Origin of the sequence: Anoxybacillus sp. MB8, assembly GCF_011006755.1 — a bacterium.
Taxonomy (GTDB): domain Bacteria; phylum Bacillota; class Bacilli; order Bacillales; family Anoxybacillaceae; genus Anoxybacillus; species Anoxybacillus gonensis.
The window spans coordinates 1-16,159 of the sequence record NZ_RXXX01000011.1; the positions used below are offsets into that span (position 1 = coordinate 1).

Annotated in this window: 25 protein-coding genes and 2 pseudogenes; 3 read left to right on the forward strand and 24 right to left on the reverse strand. The window is 38.5% G+C overall.

What is annotated here, in order from left to right:
- Positions 1-69 precede the first annotated feature (69 nt).
- The 4 genes and pseudogenes from EKC99_RS05775 to EKC99_RS05790 form a co-directional block, all read right to left on the reverse strand.
- Entirely contained in the window at positions 70-387 is a 318-nt protein-coding gene (locus EKC99_RS05775) for a rhodanese-like domain-containing protein (protein WP_163150927.1), read from the reverse strand.
- A 144-nt stretch (positions 388-531) separates the two neighbouring features.
- A pseudogene (locus EKC99_RS05780) lies at positions 532-687 on the reverse strand (sporulation protein YhbH); the annotation flags it as partial.
- A gap of 24 nt (positions 688-711) precedes the next feature.
- A complete protein-coding gene (locus EKC99_RS05785; protein WP_163150929.1) occupies positions 712-885 on the reverse strand; it encodes a hypothetical protein in 174 nt (57 codons plus the stop codon).
- Between the two features lie 10 nt (positions 886-895).
- A complete protein-coding gene (locus tag EKC99_RS05790) occupies positions 896-1,198 on the reverse strand; it encodes a hypothetical protein (protein WP_240468812.1) in 303 nt (100 codons plus the stop codon).
- Positions 1,199-1,502: 304 nt separating this feature from the next.
- On the opposite strand from EKC99_RS05790, the gene EKC99_RS05795 reads away from it, so the two are divergent.
- Both EKC99_RS05795 and EKC99_RS05800 read left to right on the forward strand, forming a co-directional pair.
- On the forward strand, positions 1,503-1,727 hold the full coding sequence (locus tag EKC99_RS05795; RefSeq protein ID WP_009362062.1) for a helix-turn-helix domain-containing protein: 225 nt from the start codon (positions 1,503-1,505) through the stop codon (positions 1,725-1,727).
- 238 nt (positions 1,728-1,965) lie between these two features.
- A complete protein-coding gene (locus EKC99_RS05800; protein ID WP_163150931.1) occupies positions 1,966-2,667 on the forward strand; it encodes an NYN domain-containing protein in 702 nt (233 codons plus the stop codon).
- 230 nt (positions 2,668-2,897) lie between these two features.
- Here EKC99_RS05800 and EKC99_RS05805 read toward each other — a convergent pair.
- The 4 genes and pseudogenes from EKC99_RS05805 to xerA form a co-directional block, all read right to left on the reverse strand.
- Positions 2,898-3,311: pseudogene (locus tag EKC99_RS05805) on the reverse strand (M15 family metallopeptidase); the annotation flags it as partial.
- On the reverse strand, positions 3,311-3,514 hold the full coding sequence (locus tag EKC99_RS05810; RefSeq protein ID WP_163150933.1) for a phage holin family protein: 204 nt from the start codon (positions 3,512-3,514) through the stop codon (positions 3,311-3,313). The gene EKC99_RS05810 and the pseudogene EKC99_RS05805, both read right to left, overlap by 1 nt.
- Entirely contained in the window at positions 3,511-3,729 is a 219-nt protein-coding gene (locus EKC99_RS05815; RefSeq protein WP_033018147.1) for a hemolysin XhlA family protein, read from the reverse strand. The genes EKC99_RS05810 and EKC99_RS05815 overlap by 4 nt, the downstream gene beginning before the upstream one ends.
- Positions 3,730-3,776: 47 nt before the next feature.
- Positions 3,777-4,775, reverse strand: coding sequence for a site-specific tyrosine recombinase/integron integrase (gene xerA, locus EKC99_RS05820; protein WP_163150935.1), 999 nt, complete (start codon positions 4,773-4,775; stop codon positions 3,777-3,779).
- Between the two features lie 108 nt (positions 4,776-4,883).
- Here xerA and EKC99_RS05825 point away from each other — a divergent pair, with 108 nt between their 5' ends.
- Positions 4,884-5,045, forward strand: coding sequence for a ribbon-helix-helix domain-containing protein (locus EKC99_RS05825; RefSeq protein WP_163150937.1), 162 nt, complete (start codon positions 4,884-4,886; stop codon positions 5,043-5,045).
- A gap of 135 nt (positions 5,046-5,180) precedes the next feature.
- On the opposite strand, the gene EKC99_RS05830 is transcribed toward EKC99_RS05825, so the two are convergent.
- From EKC99_RS05830 to EKC99_RS05905, 16 genes are all read right to left on the reverse strand, one after another.
- Positions 5,181-5,714 carry a hypothetical protein gene (locus EKC99_RS05830; protein WP_075039455.1) on the reverse strand — a complete coding sequence of 178 codons (534 nt, stop codon included), beginning with the start codon at positions 5,712-5,714 and terminating at the stop codon, positions 5,181-5,183.
- 144 nt (positions 5,715-5,858) lie between these two features.
- A complete protein-coding gene (locus tag EKC99_RS05835) occupies positions 5,859-5,996 on the reverse strand; it encodes a hypothetical protein (protein WP_163150939.1) in 138 nt (45 codons plus the stop codon).
- 1 nt (position 5,997) lies between these two features.
- Positions 5,998-6,282 carry a hypothetical protein gene (locus EKC99_RS05840; RefSeq protein WP_042895946.1) on the reverse strand — a complete coding sequence of 95 codons (285 nt, stop codon included), beginning with the start codon at positions 6,280-6,282 and terminating at the stop codon, positions 5,998-6,000.
- Between the two features lie 15 nt (positions 6,283-6,297).
- Positions 6,298-6,906 (reverse strand): hypothetical protein, encoded by a 609-nt coding sequence (locus tag EKC99_RS05845; RefSeq protein ID WP_042888310.1) that lies wholly within the window; start codon positions 6,904-6,906, stop codon positions 6,298-6,300.
- Positions 6,906-7,634 (reverse strand): hypothetical protein, encoded by a 729-nt coding sequence (locus EKC99_RS15840; RefSeq protein ID WP_205597794.1) that lies wholly within the window; start codon positions 7,632-7,634, stop codon positions 6,906-6,908. Before EKC99_RS15840 ends, EKC99_RS05845 begins: the two co-directional genes overlap by 1 nt.
- A gap of 18 nt (positions 7,635-7,652) precedes the next feature.
- Complete coding sequence (locus EKC99_RS05855) at positions 7,653-8,036, reverse strand: hypothetical protein (protein WP_163150941.1); 384 nt, start codon at positions 8,034-8,036, stop codon at positions 7,653-7,655.
- Positions 8,037-8,121: 85 nt separating this feature from the next.
- A complete protein-coding gene (locus EKC99_RS05860) occupies positions 8,122-9,174 on the reverse strand; it encodes a phage tail protein I (protein ID WP_163150943.1) in 1,053 nt (350 codons plus the stop codon).
- Entirely contained in the window at positions 9,167-10,285 is a 1,119-nt protein-coding gene (locus tag EKC99_RS05865) for a baseplate assembly protein (protein WP_163150945.1), read from the reverse strand. The genes EKC99_RS05860 and EKC99_RS05865 overlap by 8 nt, the downstream gene beginning before the upstream one ends.
- Positions 10,272-10,577 carry a GPW/gp25 family protein gene (locus EKC99_RS05870; RefSeq protein ID WP_163150947.1) on the reverse strand — a complete coding sequence of 102 codons (306 nt, stop codon included), beginning with the start codon at positions 10,575-10,577 and terminating at the stop codon, positions 10,272-10,274. Before EKC99_RS05870 ends, EKC99_RS05865 begins: the two co-directional genes overlap by 14 nt.
- Positions 10,578-10,579: 2 nt before the next feature.
- Positions 10,580-10,984, reverse strand: a complete 405-nt coding sequence (locus EKC99_RS05875) for a phage tail protein (protein ID WP_163150949.1) — start codon at positions 10,982-10,984, stop codon at positions 10,580-10,582.
- A gap of 15 nt (positions 10,985-10,999) precedes the next feature.
- Positions 11,000-11,473: a phage baseplate assembly protein V gene (locus EKC99_RS05880; protein WP_205597795.1), complete on the reverse strand. Its 474-nt coding sequence runs from the start codon at positions 11,471-11,473 to the stop codon at positions 11,000-11,002.
- A 1-nt stretch (position 11,474) separates the two neighbouring features.
- Entirely contained in the window at positions 11,475-12,488 is a 1,014-nt protein-coding gene (locus EKC99_RS05885; RefSeq protein ID WP_163150951.1) for a phage late control D family protein, read from the reverse strand.
- A complete protein-coding gene (locus tag EKC99_RS05890; RefSeq protein WP_042895604.1) occupies positions 12,485-12,706 on the reverse strand; it encodes a tail protein X in 222 nt (73 codons plus the stop codon). Before EKC99_RS05890 ends, EKC99_RS05885 begins: the two co-directional genes overlap by 4 nt.
- Positions 12,696-15,200, reverse strand: coding sequence for a phage tail tape measure protein (locus EKC99_RS05895; RefSeq protein WP_163150953.1), 2,505 nt, complete (start codon positions 15,198-15,200; stop codon positions 12,696-12,698). The genes EKC99_RS05890 and EKC99_RS05895 overlap by 11 nt, the downstream gene beginning before the upstream one ends.
- A 111-nt stretch (positions 15,201-15,311) precedes the next feature.
- Positions 15,312-15,617: a phage tail assembly protein gene (locus tag EKC99_RS05900; RefSeq protein ID WP_163150955.1), complete on the reverse strand. Its 306-nt coding sequence runs from the start codon at positions 15,615-15,617 to the stop codon at positions 15,312-15,314.
- An 8-nt stretch (positions 15,618-15,625) separates the two neighbouring features.
- Positions 15,626-16,153 (reverse strand): phage major tail tube protein, encoded by a 528-nt coding sequence (locus tag EKC99_RS05905; protein WP_163150957.1) that lies wholly within the window; start codon positions 16,151-16,153, stop codon positions 15,626-15,628.
- Positions 16,154-16,159: the final 6 nt, after the last annotated feature.

Consider the following 16,159-nt stretch of genomic DNA (forward strand, 5'->3'; position numbering starts at 1 on the left):
TTGGTCAAGGGCGAATCCAATTCCACTATCCTCTTTATTTTCCTTCAACAGGTAGACCATGATGACTTTTCATAGATTTTTTGACGCTACCCGTTCAATCTCACCTGTCCACTCAAGCATACCGCCTGTCATATTCACGACGTCATATCCGTAACTTTCTAACAACTGACAAGCCATACCGCTTCGGTTTCCTGAGCGACAAACGAGAATATGCTCTTCATTTTTATTAATTTCATTCATTCGCTCAAGCAACTGACCGAGCGGAATGTGACGTGCACCTGGAATTTTCCCTTGTGCTACTTCTTCATATTCGCGCACATCAATAATGCTCAGTGCACGCCCCTCTTTTAATTGTTGTTCGACTTCTTGCGGGGATATATGCTTCATTTTCTTCACCTCTCTATACTCATAAGGGTATATTTGATTGTAAAAAAATAAGTAATTACTATTACCTCTATGAGTATATTACAAAACCCCCACCCGTTTGTCAACTATTTTTTCGCAAAAAAAAACCTTGTATGATACAAGGATTTAAACAAACGTTTTCTGTTCTTCTTTGCGGAAAAAGTTTCTCATCGCCTGCAACACATCCGATTTTTGTTTTAAAATGTAATAGCGAAATTTTTCATCTTTAATATGTTTGTACGCTGACATGAGCGTAGAATGACGATTGTACTGATACAACTGTACACCCTATACACATTGGCTATGCTATCTATAATCCATCATATGCTCCAAAGCTTCCTCAAAAAACTCACAAGCTGTTATTATCCCTTCAACAAAAGCCTGTTCAGTAATATTTTCTGCTTTCATTTTAGCATATTCATTACGCTGGTCAGCGATAAAAGCATGAAGAATAAGCAATTTAACGATTAGGTTTTCCATAGCCCCCTCCTTAAATCGCTTTTGCGATTTCCACCAGAAGTTCCATAAGTAATGGCATCATTTGAACTAAAATGTAACCGATGGCTGAATTTTGAATCATCGTATATCCTTTTTCCTTGCTACCAATCATAATCATTAATGCCCCGCCAGACATGATGACTAACGCAATCGGATATGATAACCCTTTTACAAGTTCAACAAGTGGCATAAATGCCGCTGTTATCTTGTCATAGACAACGCCACTAACAGTTGCTGCACTAGCAAAATCCATACCGGTCAATGTTAAAAAGATAGAACCACCTCCCACTGCCAATCCTTAAATATCCGATAGGATAGTCGCTCGCGCCGAGAACATTAGTAAATAACGCTATCCGTTGATACAACGCATTTTTTCATGTCGTTCTCCGTATCTACAATCGGCAGCAAGCACGAATAACAAAAACGACTATAGCTACGACGAGTGAATGCGACAACAAATACGTCGTTTATATCGTTCTTAATCGCGTCTGATACATCGTATTTTCATATGTTTGTCCATTATTCCATATTTTTTCCCCAGGTTTAAATTCGGGATTTTTGGACAAGACTGTTATAAAAACGACTGGGAGGGAATATTGATGTTTTGGTTAGGGAAACCGAGAAGTAAATTTGGGAGATGGGTAGATAAAGTAGGACTAACACAAGAGGAGATAGCACGAAAGGCGAATGTGGGAAGGACAACAGTTTCGAATATGTGTAAAGATCCGAATTATCGACCTAGAATTTCTACATGGGTAAAAGTCGAAAAAGCTCTAAAAGCTCTAGGTCATCAAGTAAAACGCGATGATTTTTTTAGTAATTAAGAAAGTCTGTACTATAGAAAATGGTGATTGCATAAAAATATCTACTTGTCAATATATAATTGAAATCAAAAAATTATTTTTTTAGGTATTGTAATTCAAATATACATATTGTATATTTGAATTACAAATAATACATATGTGTCTTATATACTCAATAACCATTCTATTTTTATACTTCACGCCTTCTCCTAATATCTATATACTTGGAGAAGGTTTTTATATTGATGGGGGGAACTTAATGAAAAAAGTTGCTATCTTATTAGATGGTGCATTCGTTCAAAAGAGATTGAAAAACACGCTCAAGCTTCAACATAACCCTGAAGCAGAAGTAATTTACGATTTTTCTCTTAATCTAATTGACAAAAATCAAGAGGAGATCTTTAGAATTTTCTTTTATCACGGCGAACCTTTTCGTAGAACTGTGGAGAAACCCATATCTAGAGATAAATTCGATTTCAATTCAAGCCCACTAGTAGATTATTCAGAAAGGCTCTTTAGAGAACTGGGTCAGAAAAATTATATAGCGATAAGAAAAGGCGAGACAGTCTTCAGAGGTTGGAAACTAAAAGATGCTACTATCGAAAGACTAAAATCAGAACCTAAGGATAATTTTTCACCTCTTCGGGATGATGATTTTTCACCGGAACTAGATCAAAAGGGTGTAGATATCCGAATTGGATTAGATGTTGCTTGGTTAGCAAGTAAACATATAGTTGACCGTATTATTTTAGTAACTGGCGATTCTGACTTTGTGCCAACGATGAAGTTTGCAAGAAAAGAGGGAATACAGGTCGTTCTAGTTCGTGTAGGTGGAGGAAATATCAAGGATTCTTTACTCGAACATTCGGATTTAGTAAGAGGTGTTTATTTTAAAGACGGTAAATGGGAATTATCAGATTATTTTACTGCAGAAAGAGAAAATGTACATAGTTTCCATTAAAACTAAAAATCCCTGCCGATAGAGCAGGGATTAACTTATTTTATAACCAGAATTGAACCAATCCGAATCAAGCTTGGATTCGCGATATTGTTCAATTTCTGTAGCGCATCTACTGTTGTATTGTACTTCTTAGCGATCTCAGAAAGCGTGTCGCCTTTTTGGACGGTGTATGTTTGAGTTGTTTTCGTCTGTGTTTTCGGAATGGCCGAAATGTTAGTGTCTAACTTCTTATCCGTTCCATATCCCTTGTATTCGAATTGCAAATGGGGCTTATCTATGAATTTTTCATCAGTTGTCTTTCCGTCGTTGTCCCAATCTCCGCCCCAAGTGAAGCCCAACTGCTTGGCTTTGGCAATAGCCTGTTGAATTGCTGTTTTATCATAGCCATTCCAATCTGTTTTCCCGCCCACGACTGGGACGAAATCTAATGCTTGTCCAACCAAGTGGTAAGAGCGCATCGTCTGTGACTTCCCACTGGCAACGTAATATCGTTGTTTTTCTTTTGTGCGAAGCGTTTCATAGATAAGAATGTCAATGCTATTCGCAACGCACCAATTGTACCATTCCATTGCTGCTCTTTTTGTGTTAGGAGCCAGTTTTTCAAGGTTGGCCAAATTTCGTTCATGATAAGTCGGTTTGAACATTATTGATCCTCTCCTTTATCTTGATACCATTTTCCCTCTTTCGGGTTAGACACAATCCCTAGCAACACCAAAATCCCCAATATCGTCTGCACATACGCATTGAATTTTTCTGGTGTGATATTCACCCCAGCGTCTTGTAACACCATAAGAAGTAATGATGCCACAGACAGCCATAGACCGTAATTTTTAAAGCGTTTCATCATTGAACACCTCCCTTCAACGCCGCAAAAACAATGGCCACGATGCCGCCGACCACCGAAACAATAATTGCGTTTGTGATCGTACGTCGTAGCCACTTAGTATCATCTTTAATTGCTCGAATATCTTCACGCATATCTTTGATGTTTGATTCTGCGACCGCCAAGCGTGTTTTTACATCCACCATGTCTGCCTCCAGTTTTTGAATGCGTTCTTCCATCGACTCACGACCTTTCCTGCAAAAAATAAAAAGACCAGGGCGCTGGTCTATTGGACTAAATATTTCTTATGTTGTTCTCGTTTTTTCTCATCAGTCAATTGTGCATACACTTGTGTAGTGGCCGGATCTTCGTGACCAAGTAAAGCTTGAACGGCAGCTAATTCAGCCCCATTGTTCAGCGTTAATGTCGCAAATGTGTGTCGTAACGTGTGTGGACTCACTTTCTTCCCTAACCCAGCATTTTCTGCGATGAGTGCAATTTCCCTTTGAATGCCGCGTTTTGAAAGACGACGATAGGGTTTTCTTTCTGTAATAAACAGCGCTGGTTCATTGTCAGTTCTAGCCATGAGGTACTTCCGTAAATGATACATCGCTTTAAAGCTGAAATACACTTCGCGCTCTTTATTTCCTTTCCCGATTACTCTACAACTGAGCGTCTGATAGTTTATATCCGATCGGTTCAGCGCTTGTACTTCTGATAAACGACAACCTGTTGCATATAACACTTCTAAAAAAGCTCGCTGTCGTGTTGTTTTGCAAGCCTCGCGGAGCATTTCTAATTCCTCAATCGTCAACGCTTTCGGGAGCCTTTTTTCTTGTTTAGGCGGTTTTAGCTTTTTAGTCGGATCACGTTGAATGATTTCTTCAGATGCCAGCCATCCAAAGAAACTTTTCAATACAGACAATTTTTTAGCGATTGAACTAAGTTTCAGGTGACTAAAACGACCTAAAAATACCCGAATATCAGCAGCAGTAATCTCATCTGTTTTCTTTTTGACATGCTCCGCAAAAATTTTTAGATCTAATTCATAACTTTCAAGCGTAATCGGACTTAGCCCTTCTAAGCGCTTCGATGACAAAAATAGCTGGATTTTTTCATGTAAATCAGGATGCACTTCTTGTAGTTCAATTTTGGTTACATGATATTTGGAGAAGATGACCGACAATTCATTCTTAATTTCATGAGCGTTGATTGTAGGTATCAATTCGTGCAACATCGCCACAACTTCAGACATCATTTGTTCACCAGCTGTATTCGCCATCATATCATCCCCTATCTTTTAAAGTTATATAACTTATATATCTATATTACAAACAAACGTTCTTGTTGTCAATATAAGTTATATAACTTATACTTGAAACGAGGTGATATCATGGCAATTGATAAAAATAAAAATACTCAAATTTTAGTGACTTTCCCTAACGAGCTAGTTGAACAAATTGAAAAGTACTGGCATGAAAACCAGTTAAAAAACCGAAATGAAGCGATCAGAGAACTTGTTAAAATCGGATTAGAAAAGTCCTCCAAAAAGTGATGGAGGACTTTTTTTAATGGGATTTTAATCGGACATTTTATTGCGCATTATCGTCCTAATGTTCATTTGTACCTCTAAAGCACTTAGATTATAAGTTATGTTCATAAATTTTCTCTTTGTGTTCGGCAATTGTGATTAAAATAATAGAAAAACAAACACAACCCAAATAAAACACAACAAAATCCAAGGTCTAAAAAGAGCACGACATATATAATTTATATGTGCCTTACATCTATAGCGATTAAATTCTCCTATCCCATTCTTTTTGCAATAATCTCTAGCGTATTCGTTTGCATCCAATTCTTTTTTACTTACCAGATATATCATTTTATCCAGACACTCTTTGAATTTGTTACGACAAGGTTCTGACCAACAAAATTTGTCTTTTGCTTTTTTATACTGCCATACATGACGCATTTCATGCGCTAACGTCCCAATGTAATTTTTGCTTTTAATTAGAATCAAATCCTCATCCACCGACCATGGATATATTCCTCTAGTGTTTTTCGATTTTAAATACATATCTTCTAAACATTTCGCGTGAGATGGATTTTTCTCTCTAATACTTTCGATATAATCTCTTGCTCCATCCTCTCCACACACAATCTGTAGATTGGAGTCAATTCCTAACTCTTTTTTTATATTTTCAACATGTTCCTCAAAAGTCATTTAGTTCTCCCTTTCCTTTGTTTTTGAATCTAAGTAATAATTATTCAAAAACACACAAATTCCTCTTTATTTCGACAAAAAAATTTTGGGATTGAATATGGTCGGAAGGGCATAGCATCTTCCTTACTACAAAACCATTTATTTTTAATTTACAATCAAATCCTCTCTACCTTTAGAAATTAAATAAGCATCAATCCCTTCTTTTAAATCAGGACGACGCTGGATGACAAATTCGTATGTGTACGCTCCGTCGATGATTCTTTGCGCGAGATAAGCCGCCATATCACATTCCTCCTAACAGTAAATCGTCTAGCGCTTGCTGAATAATTTGTTGACGTTGTTTTAATTCCGTGTTTTCTTGTTTTAACTTTTCGAATTCACTTAATTGTATAGCTGCCGCGTCGGGCAAATATTTTTCTAGTGACCAATTTCCATTCTCGAATTTACGGAATAAAAAATCAGGATTCGCTTCATCAATCGGAATGAGGTTTGTGCTTGTCATGACATCTTTAACCGTTTTTACACCAATACATATATTTTCGTGATTCAATTCAGCATAATGATACATAATAAAATCCCTCCATTAATTAAATTCTAGGACTTGCCATCTATAGTACTGTGTATAGTTTTGAGCATTAGATACAAGGATTTGTAATGTCGTGTTATTTAGCAAATAAATACCGTTCATAGCTGACCAATAGGTGCCCGCGTTATTCCCATATTCTTCAGTTGATTTATATGTTAAAGCGACTATACACTTTGAAGGGTTTACCGAACTAATGTAAACATTCTGATAATGATAAGCTCCAGCATCTAAAGTAGCTGACGGAACAATTGATACAACTCCCTCTTGTTTTGACTTCACATTAGTGAACTCTATAACCATCCATGAGACCGCCACCTCATAAAAACTATAACTAACATTGTAGTCATAAGGGCGAGAGTGTCTATCTAATCGTAAATTAGTCGCACTTGTTAAATAGGCTTGAAATGCGTTGTATTTTTGTCCGTAACTGGTATCACTTACACACCAAGCAAACACCAAACATTTATTAGGGTCTACATTACTAATTGTTACATCTAAAGTGTATTTATCATAAGATACAATAGAAAGACCTCTTTGAATAGACTTAATCCCACCACCAATTCCAGCATATTTTCCTCCGTGTGTACGTATATCAATAATAGGCATTAATTTTTCACCTCGCCGATTAACTCACCATTCGTATCATAGGTTAACGCGTAAGTATCGGTTCGTAATACGGTTGTTCCGTCTGTTCCGTAATAAGTAATTGTCCGAGTTGTATATTGTGGGCTTGTTCCACCGCTCAATACAGATCGCGCGTACAGCGTTCCATTTGATCGTTTGTATTCAACAGTGGTAAAAATTCCATTACTGTCCTTTCCACTTTTGTAAACATTGAAGTTTGCTAGATTCCTCTGCATGGCTTCTGGCGCGGTATCCGTATATGCTTTTGCGTTTGCTTCTGCGCTATTCCAAGCCGCTCTTTCTGCGGCTGTTACGTGCTTCACATTATCAGCCGAATGCGCAGCAATCGCTGCATCTATTTTTGCTTGTGCCCCTGATGGTGTTTCTGCTCCAATGTCACTTGCTCTTGTTCCATGCGGATTACGCTCGTTAATATGGGCGTTTAGAATATCCTCCGTAACAATCCGCCCCATAGAACTTGGTAACTCAATGTTCGCAAGTGGAATTTTAGGTCCGTCACCATCAATTCCGCTATGCGTATGTCCATTTACCGATAAAAGCCCTTCAATGAAAGCTTTTAAATATGCGTCGTTATTAATGAGTCTTTCGAAAAGTGGGTTAAATGTATCCGCATGTGCAGGATCCGTTGTTACAAGTTTTCTGAGCACTTCACTAAAATTTTTTGTTTCATAAATTTGATGATTGGCCACGTACTCCACGCTCCCTGGTTAAAATTGTTCATCCCAGTCAATTTCTAGTGTTGTTTCTTCATCCATGGGTTTTGGCTTGAAAGTTTTCCAGGCAACTAAGTCCCCCTCTGCATCATATAATCCACAACATGATATTTCATTTTCCCCACTTTCTGAAAAAAGCAAATCTACGAAAACTCTCAATGTTGTCGGAATTGGAAACTCAAATCCTTTTATCTCTTTCCTCATTATTTCTCCTGGTATTACATTTACGTCAGCTGTTGGCATGATTGGCATACGTGTATCCGGATCATGACCTCCATTTCCCCACCCGACATGAGTGATTGGAGGCAACGGGGCAATACCTGCATGAGCCTTAGCAAATTTTTCTCTAGCTTTTATTGTTGTTACTGTGTTCGCCATTTTTCTCACCTGCTTTCTCTATTTCAATCACTTTTCCGTTTTTAATTAATCGAATGTTCGATTTTACAGATATTTTATTTATCAACTAAACAGCTACCTCCTCTACAACTGCATTTTGTTTTTTAACACGAAACAGGCCTTTGTTGTTAAGTAAAGTCTGATTGAGTGAAATGTTCCCATTCAAATTTTGTCCACCATTTAACGTATATACGCCAGACACGTTTCGACTCATGCTCGTCACTTGCACTCGTTGTGTTACATCGTTACTCGCTACAATTCGCTGACGCTGTTTCGTTTTCGCTTCTTGCTTCACTGTTATTCGCGCTGTTTGTAAATCATGCTGTAAGAGCAATTCGCCATTTAACATGTACACTCCGTCAAGAACAGGGACTATGCTAACTTCGTGCACGCCAAAATCATGTGCAACTTTCATTATTAACCTAGCAGTAGTTAAACATTGAGGTTCATCTGTTTGGATGTAGCTATTTAAGAAAGCCTCTCCGTCTAACTTATAATTGCCATCAAGATAGACATTTTCTAGTCCGATATCCGTGCCTAATCCAGCTAAAACCCATGGATTCAATTTTGTATATATTCGAATCCGTTCATCTACTTTATTGCTAGTTGACCTCTTTGTAGATACTTTTGTTTGAAAAAGTATCTTTTCTAGTTGCGATCTTTTATTTTTTGTCGCATCAAGCAATCTTTTTAAACGCGGTTTATCAAAAGATAAAAAATCATCATCTAAGTCAAGTTGTATTAAAAACTTGTAAGGATCACCTCCGTATTCAAACCACTCAATCGTTTTTGCTCTTGGAAATATAACCGATATAACTTGCTCAACAGCCCAGGGTGTTCCTTTTTTTCTATGCCACGCAACAGACTGACGCACGAGATTCATCTTCTGCGTAAACGGAATATTTGAGTCATAAAAATCCACATGTTTTTCATACGCAATGTGATCTAAAAGCTGCTCCGGAATTTTATCCAAATCATAAAAATTTGATAAAATTTCAGCCTCACGATACATTTCTTTCATTTCCGTTTCAAAAGCTTCGCCAAGCGCAACGACAAAAGCATCCTTCCGTAAACTATCAGGTAGCAACAAGGGAATAGAATAATCCCTCAAACTATTCATCGGTGAGTCCTCCAAACGAAAAGTTCACAATGTTTTCTTTCGCAACTTGGTGCTTCTCAATTTTTTTATACATCGGGGAATTGACAGTCACTCTGTATGCTCCTGCTTTTTTGAGACGTGCGATTAACTCCGATAAATCTACATCGCGTCCAAGCTTCTCTTTTTGCCAACGCAAATACCCTTGAAATGCTTCATTCACATTTTGTTGAATGGAATTAGCCATGCCGGCATTCGAATATAAAATGTAGTACTCAACGTCTATGTCATATGTGACAATCTCCGGCTGATTGACAATCACGTAATCAGTCAACGGTCGTACCTTTTTGTCTGAACACGCAAATAAAACTTGTTCTAAAATTTCTTCCGATGGCAATTCTCCGTTTGCTAACAAGACGCGAATATCAACAACGCCAGGCGATGGGTTGAGAACAACTACATCAACAATTTCTTGATGCGCTGTTTTTGCCCAGTATTCATATGCTCCTTCTGGTCCTGCGACTGAGAAAGACTCAGGCGCTATATGAATTCTATGAGCATATGAATCATCATCTTCAACTTCTGCCCCACCATCGCTCGTTGTAATATTCCGAACTTCTTTCACCCACGGGATAGGATCAACTAATGTTGTGATTTCTCCTGGTAAATATCCGTTACCGACTTTTCCATTTTCTAAGCATGTTGCCCCGATGTGTACAGTATGTTGGCCTTTAGGAACAATACACGTTTCATCTGTTGCAAAAAATGTGCTTTCACCAACTAAAAAACGCGTCCCTTTAGGAATCACTAAAGTATCGACGCGCTCTTCTTCAAGAATGAATTCCATCATAGTTTTTGCCGGTTTAGCTTTCAAACGATGTACTTGAAAATCTTCTCCCTTATGATCTAGAAACTCACCATCAGCATATGATAGTAGATTTTGCTTCAATGCATAGTCTAAGTTGTTTCTTTCTTGAACAATGTACAGTACTAAAGCTTGAAGAAACTTTCTTCTCGGGTCAGCATTTGAAAGTTTTATTCCTGTCTTTTTCTCTATATACGACAACATGTCTCTTTCAATATCTTCAGGGCTTTTTTTCAAAAAATGAATATCTGGCAAATTAAATCGATTCATGTACAGACACCCTTACTATCGGTTTTAGCACTCCGTTCATGTGATCTTCCTCGAAAAAAAATTCTTCTACGATTGCCCTTGGTTCGTTTTCTTGAATTGCCTGAACAATCTTAGATGCGCTCATTGCTTTTGCAACATCGATGGGTAAATCTAAATCTGGATTCCAACCAAATCCCCGATCCATAGGGCAACTGTACATCATTGTCGAGAGAATAAATGCGACATTTTGCAACACTTCTTGCACTCCTGTCGCATCAAAAATTATTTCATGAACAGGTCTTATTTCATACATGTTCACATCACTCCAGACCTAACATATTCTTTTAATTCTAACTCTACTTCCGCAACAATGATATTTCCTCTGTTGTCTACAATTTTGTATTCTTCGCTCATTTTTTGAATTGAAAAATAATGCTTAGAAATAGGTTTGCCTCCTAAAATGAACGGGGCCGCTTTTCCTTGATCACGCATATTCCTCAGCTTCTCAAGCTGTTTCGTTGGATTTATTCCAAATTCCGCTTTCAAAAGCACTACGAACGTAATTTCGTCTAGTCCTGGACCATTGAATTCTGACTTTGGTTTCCCTCCAATGATGTCGTGATCGTGCCATCTTGCCTCTCCAGCCCGTTTAAAATCATAAAAAGTCTGTATTTTTTTATCTGTCACTTCAAATACAACGTCACCGAAAGCGCCAATCATGATATCACCCTGCCTTTATCTATTCGGAGGTGAAGTTGAGCCATGAGGACATGAATGTATATGATTCTTTAACGAAATTCCGTCTGCAATTACATCTCCACTTACATATATATTCCCAGTCACATGCACGTGACCCGTGGCTTTTATTTTAATCGGTCCTACACAATTAATATCTAATGTCTTCGATTTTGAATCGTACTCGATTGTTGTGCCGTCCTCAAACTGCATGTGTCGCTTATACTCAACATTTACAGGAGGCGGTGACTGCTTTGAATAGATAGACCCAACGATATATCCACTTTTTTGTTTTGTAAAAATACATAGTACGTGTTCACCGACTTTCGGCATCCAATAGTCCTTATTATTTAATGACCCTCTTACAACCACTTGTAGCTCTGCGGAAATTAAATCATCTGCATCTTCAAATTTTACCCTAGCTGTGCATTTATTCGGATATATTGAAGTCACAATACCGATTTTTTCAAACATTTCAATACCCCTCTAAACATTTTCGGAGTGACAAATCTACCCCATCTTGTGAGTATACAGCTTTCGTAATAATGTATTTGCCGTCAAATTTCCCGAAGTCTTTTAAGGACAATGTCATCCCTGCATCTAAATGTATATCTGTAACAATGTGCAAATTGACAGTTGTTGCTTCTTTATTTGCCTCCCTTAGCTTTTTCTTCGCTAGACGCAATGCCTCAGCAACAGATTTTACTTCTTCTGTAACAACCAGAGTGCGGCCTACCTTTGGTACTTTCGGCGGCGTAAAAGTTACTTTTATCGTTTTTTTCTTTTTTGAGTCGTGGTACTGCACACGACACGCCTTATATGTTCCGCTCAACGTTGTTTTTGCCGACCAACTCTTCACAAATATTTTCTCATCCCCAAATCGTTTAATCGTTGCAAATGCCGCCTTCTTTTCATAGGCCACTTCATCTAAGATAACAATTGAACGATTAGAGATTTTTAAACACAATCCTTCATCTCTACATAAGCGATATAAAAACATTAAATCTGTTTCATTTTCCTGTTCATATCTATCCTTCTTAGGATTGTCGCTCGCTTCAAAATATAGCTTCAATTTATTTGCTTTCGCGATATCACCCGCTACCATCTTTAGCGTTGTTTTTTCCCACGCCTTCGACTTATATTCCCCACGTATCGACGATGATTCGGGTACCGCCAACGCTTTGATTGTCACTTGCGATGGACTTCCGCTTACTTCAATCTCATCCACCTCAAACTTTCCTAGCTTTGTTTTTACTATTTGTTTATTCCAATTCTTTCTACAAATCGTCACCTCTATAATGGATCCTTTACTCGGAAACCAATCACTCAGCCATTTATTTTCAATATCTTCTAAAACTATTTGTACATCGTCAACTTCACCGCTTAAATTATCTGTGTACGTCCAATCCACCAAATGTGTCTCCAATTGAGAAGTGATATTTTGTTTATTGTATAAAATTTCTAAATATGTTTTTCTAGCATCAATCATAATTCATCATCCTCGCCAAGCCACGCTGGTCTTTTTGTCATAATTGACGTAGTGATATCTGGGATATTTATTTTCAATCCGCTCGGAAAAATCACGATATGTCTGTATTTTTTATTTGCCTCTAATAAAAAAGGGAGCGAATACTCACTCCCGAGTGTTTCATATGCAATTTTATCCCAAGTATCACCTTGAACAGTTATATACGTTCTACCCATCATAACTCACCCTTCTATTTCTCGTCTCCGGAAGCTTGATGTTATTGATGCGCGCTTCGAGCTTATTGAGCGCTGATATGACGCGTTGCCCAGCTGTCTGAATGCCATTTAGTGAAGCCATCCATCCACAAGCTTGACCTGTATACATAGTTAAAAGCGAAAAATTATTAGAGGCTTTTTTAATATTGTTAGATAATTCGAATGATGCACCTGCTATTTTACCGCTCGCCATCCCAGCATATTGAGTAAGCAAAGAAAAGTTATGCGATGCTCGATTAATATGCATAGCCATTTCTTGTGTAGCTTTAGATAAATAAGCTGTATTGTTCTGATTAGCAACATGATGTGCTCTAGCAGTACTGGAATTTCGTACGGCATCTACCCCTTTTCCGCCTAACCATCGTCCTGCCGCATATCCAACTAATCCACCAAGTACTCCTCCTACAGCTGTTCCGATACCCGGAGCAATAGCAGTACCAATTGCTGCGCCAAGTTTAGCGCCACCTATACTGCCAGCAATTCCAGTTCCCGATTGAACAATTGCTTTTGTTTTATCTTGCGCTTTATAAATGCTGTAGGCTTCTGCAGCAACAGTTAACGGGAGAGCAGCTTTACTTAACACCTTTCCGGTTGTCGCAAGTGCTTTAGACATTTTACCAACGCTTTTCGCTCGGGCAGCAACAGGAGCGTTTGACACTAACGATAAGTTATTCGCCTTCGCTCTTTCGGCTAGTGATATGACATTTGACGACTTAGATACCTCTTTCGCTACTTTTGTTGTTGTCGTTGTGCTGCTTGGCGGCGAACTTTTTGCCTTCGCTCTTTCGGCTAGTGATATGACATTTGACGACTTAGATGCTTCTTTCGCTACTTTTGCTGTTGTCGTTGTGCTGGTTGGCGAACTTTTCGCCTTCGCTCTTTCGGCTAGTGATATGACATTCTTATTCCTTTGCGCGTTCGTTATAAGCGCTTGTGTATTTTTCATCGCCTGTTGAGCTTGAAAGACAGCCGCGTTTCCTTTCATTTTGCTGAAAAACTTCGCGCCACCAGCAAGTGAAAGGCGAGCACTATCAATAACAAATTTCAATCCCAGCCATCCCATACGCGCAGCAATTAATCCTGTGGCTGACGTAACTACCAATTTTGTTACATTAGGATATTGCTTGGCGAACTCAGATGCACTTCGAGATATATCAGCCATACTTTTGAATATCTCATTTAACGTCGGTAATACAGTATCTCCAACATTTACTGCAAACTCATTCATTGAATTTTTTAATTTTTGTAACTCAGCATACGATGTTTTGTTCCTTGCCTCAAATTCACGGTCAGAAGAGCCTTTTGCCGCTTCATCATTAACAAGCTTTAATTGTTTTCTATATTCCTTTATTCCGTTTGCTAAAGTTGCTATGTCATCGCCGTATTCTTTCCCGAAAATTCCTACAGTTACAGCCGTTTTTTCCTCTGGACTAAGTTTGTTGATTCGATCTAATACATCAAGGATAGTACCTTGCGCGTCCTTAGCCATCCCTTTAGTAACTTGTTTTGTAGTTAAGCCTAATTTTTTTAAAGCTTTACTATATCGTTCTGGTTGTTCTTCGGCTAATGCAAGTTCACGCATGAGCGCTACCGCAGCTGTACCAGCAACTTCTTCTGATTTACCCAATGATAAAAACGTACTCGCTAAGGCTGCTAATTGTTTCTCGGTTAAATGAACATCTTTTGCTTGGCCACCGGCGCGCATCATGACGTCAATAATGCCACGTCCACTCGCTAGTGTCTTATCATCTAAATAGTTAATGACATCTCCAAGCTTTCCGATTTCCTTATAAGGTATTTTAAAGATATTGGCTAGTTTCCCCATCGAAGTTCCAATCTCTTCTGGGGCCATTTCAAATGCTTCTCCAAGCTTAGCTACTTCTTTTGTAAAAAGAACTAGTTCCTCTCTCGGTACACCCATCTTTGCTGAAAAAGCCATTAGTTGAGCAAGCTCCGCATTTGGAACGCCCATTTCTCTACCCATTTTGAAAATTTCTTCACGCATCTCATAGTACACTTTTGTCAAGTTCCCAGCATGATCACGCGCACCATCAACTTGCTTAGCAACACCAAGCATAGATTGTTCAAAATCCATTGCAGCTTTTGTCGCAACGACAATTGGGGTAGCCATAGCTGCTGTATCTAACATTTGCATCCGTGTATCAGCCATATTCCGCTGCAACTCTTGATATCTTCTCTGTGCTTGTGATAGTTGTTCTTGGGCGTTCTTCACTTTTTCAAGTTGACTAGACAGGCGAGATTGAGCTACACGAAACTGGTCAGTTGAAAGAATTGCATTTCTATGATGTTTATCTAATTCCTTTAATGCTGACTTTAATTCAGATGTTTTATCTCGCAATCTGTCTAGCTGCGATCCTGCCGTTCCAAAAGATGATCGGAAGGAGCTCCCGACCTTACCAGATATATGAAAAATCATTTCTAATTGCTTTCTAGACACCGTTCGCCCCCTCCTCTGTAGGAACATCTTTAATCCATTGATCCAGCTCATCGATAGTGAGGTTTATCCAAAAATCCACAGGGGTAAAAAAAGCACTGGCGAGTTGCAGTGCTACTTTTCGGATTTCTCGCGCGCTTTCGAATCTATATTTAGTAAAAAAAGTGTTACCTTACTCGTAATCTCTAAAAAATCAGGGGCTTGCATCTTCTCTAACTCATCTGGAATAATCCCTGACAATCTTGATACTATTAACAGCTGTGATTCAATGTCATAAACACTGAATTGGCTATTTCGAGAGCGTAACTCTTTATCAATCGCTAAAATATCTCGTCCTGTTAAGTTTTCTAAATTCAATTCAAGCGAATCAATCAATTTCCCATCAATATCAATTGGCTTAGTTAGTTTAAAGTTCATCATTGTCCCTCCTACATTCCTAAAGCTTTTCTAACATCGGCGAGATAATCAGTTCCATTCACTACATACTTGTAATTTAGCTTATCAAGTTCAACAACATTTCGTCCGTCAATATCGATTTTTATATATGTTGCCTCAATTTCTGTCGAAGCTTCATACGGACTGCCTTTTTCAAGCTTACCTGGTTCAACCTTTGTTGGTGTCCCTTGAATAAGCACTCGTACAGCTTCCATTACATATTTCCCTGTAGCAGCATCAAGTTTTTGAGTAGCGCCGCGACAATCAATTTTTCTTGAAACAGGGGCAAGAAGTTGGGATAAATCATAGTTAAATACTCGCCAATTCAGCGTAATCTTCATGCTTTGAAAATGTCCGATGTTTGGCGATTCGTATTCCCCCGCAATACCTGCACCCTTCACGCTCTCCGTCATGTGTTCAAATGAGGGGAGGGTAATATCGACAACCCCTTTTAAATCGCTCGTTCCGTCCATATATACCCGAAAATCATTTAGCTTTTCAAAAACAACATTAACTGACACAAGCGC

Bases quoted from the DNA above. Each gene is read 5' to 3' on its own strand.
- EKC99_RS05875 (WP_163150949.1), bottom strand. From the start codon at position 10,984: ATGATTGGCGCTTTCGGTGACGTTGTATTTGAAGTGACAGATAAAAAA.
- EKC99_RS05880 (WP_205597795.1), bottom strand. From the start codon at position 11,473: ATGTTTGAAAAAATCGGTATTGTGACTTCAATATATCCGAATAAATGC.
- EKC99_RS05815 (WP_033018147.1), bottom strand. From the start codon at position 3,729: ATGGAAGAACGCATTCAAAAACTGGAGGCAGACATGGTGGATGTAAAA.
- EKC99_RS05785 (WP_163150929.1), bottom strand. From the start codon at position 885: ATGGAAAACCTAATCGTTAAATTGCTTATTCTTCATGCTTTTATCGCT.
- EKC99_RS05900 (WP_163150955.1), bottom strand. From the start codon at position 15,617: ATGATGAACTTTAAACTAACTAAGCCAATTGATATTGATGGGAAATTG.
- EKC99_RS05825 (WP_163150937.1), top strand. From the start codon at position 4,884: ATGGCAATTGATAAAAATAAAAATACTCAAATTTTAGTGACTTTCCCT.
- EKC99_RS05810 (WP_163150933.1), bottom strand. From the start codon at position 3,514: ATGATGAAACGCTTTAAAAATTACGGTCTATGGCTGTCTGTGGCATCA.
- xerA (WP_163150935.1), bottom strand. From the start codon at position 4,775: ATGATGGCGAATACAGCTGGTGAACAAATGATGTCTGAAGTTGTGGCG.
- EKC99_RS05795 (WP_009362062.1), top strand. From the start codon at position 1,503: ATGTTTTGGTTAGGGAAACCGAGAAGTAAATTTGGGAGATGGGTAGAT.
- EKC99_RS05800 (WP_163150931.1), top strand. From the start codon at position 1,966: ATGAAAAAAGTTGCTATCTTATTAGATGGTGCATTCGTTCAAAAGAGA.
- EKC99_RS05885 (WP_163150951.1), bottom strand. From the start codon at position 12,488: ATGATTGATGCTAGAAAAACATATTTAGAAATTTTATACAATAAACAA.
- EKC99_RS05860 (WP_163150943.1), bottom strand. From the start codon at position 9,174: ATGAATAGTTTGAGGGATTATTCTATTCCCTTGTTGCTACCTGATAGT.
- EKC99_RS05830 (WP_075039455.1), bottom strand. From the start codon at position 5,714: ATGACTTTTGAGGAACATGTTGAAAATATAAAAAAAGAGTTAGGAATT.
- EKC99_RS05855 (WP_163150941.1), bottom strand. From the start codon at position 8,036: ATGGCGAACACAGTAACAACAATAAAAGCTAGAGAAAAATTTGCTAAG.
- EKC99_RS05840 (WP_042895946.1), bottom strand. From the start codon at position 6,282: ATGTATCATTATGCTGAATTGAATCACGAAAATATATGTATTGGTGTA.
- EKC99_RS05870 (WP_163150947.1), bottom strand. From the start codon at position 10,577: ATGTATGAAATAAGACCTGTTCATGAAATAATTTTTGATGCGACAGGA.
- EKC99_RS05865 (WP_163150945.1), bottom strand. From the start codon at position 10,285: ATGAATCGATTTAATTTGCCAGATATTCATTTTTTGAAAAAAAGCCCT.
- EKC99_RS05890 (WP_042895604.1), bottom strand. From the start codon at position 12,706: ATGATGGGTAGAACGTATATAACTGTTCAAGGTGATACTTGGGATAAA.
- EKC99_RS05775 (WP_163150927.1), bottom strand. From the start codon at position 387: ATGAAGCATATATCCCCGCAAGAAGTCGAACAACAATTAAAAGAGGGG.
- EKC99_RS05845 (WP_042888310.1), bottom strand. From the start codon at position 6,906: ATGCCTATTATTGATATACGTACACACGGAGGAAAATATGCTGGAATT.
- EKC99_RS05835 (WP_163150939.1), bottom strand. From the start codon at position 5,996: ATGGCGGCTTATCTCGCGCAAAGAATCATCGACGGAGCGTACACATAC.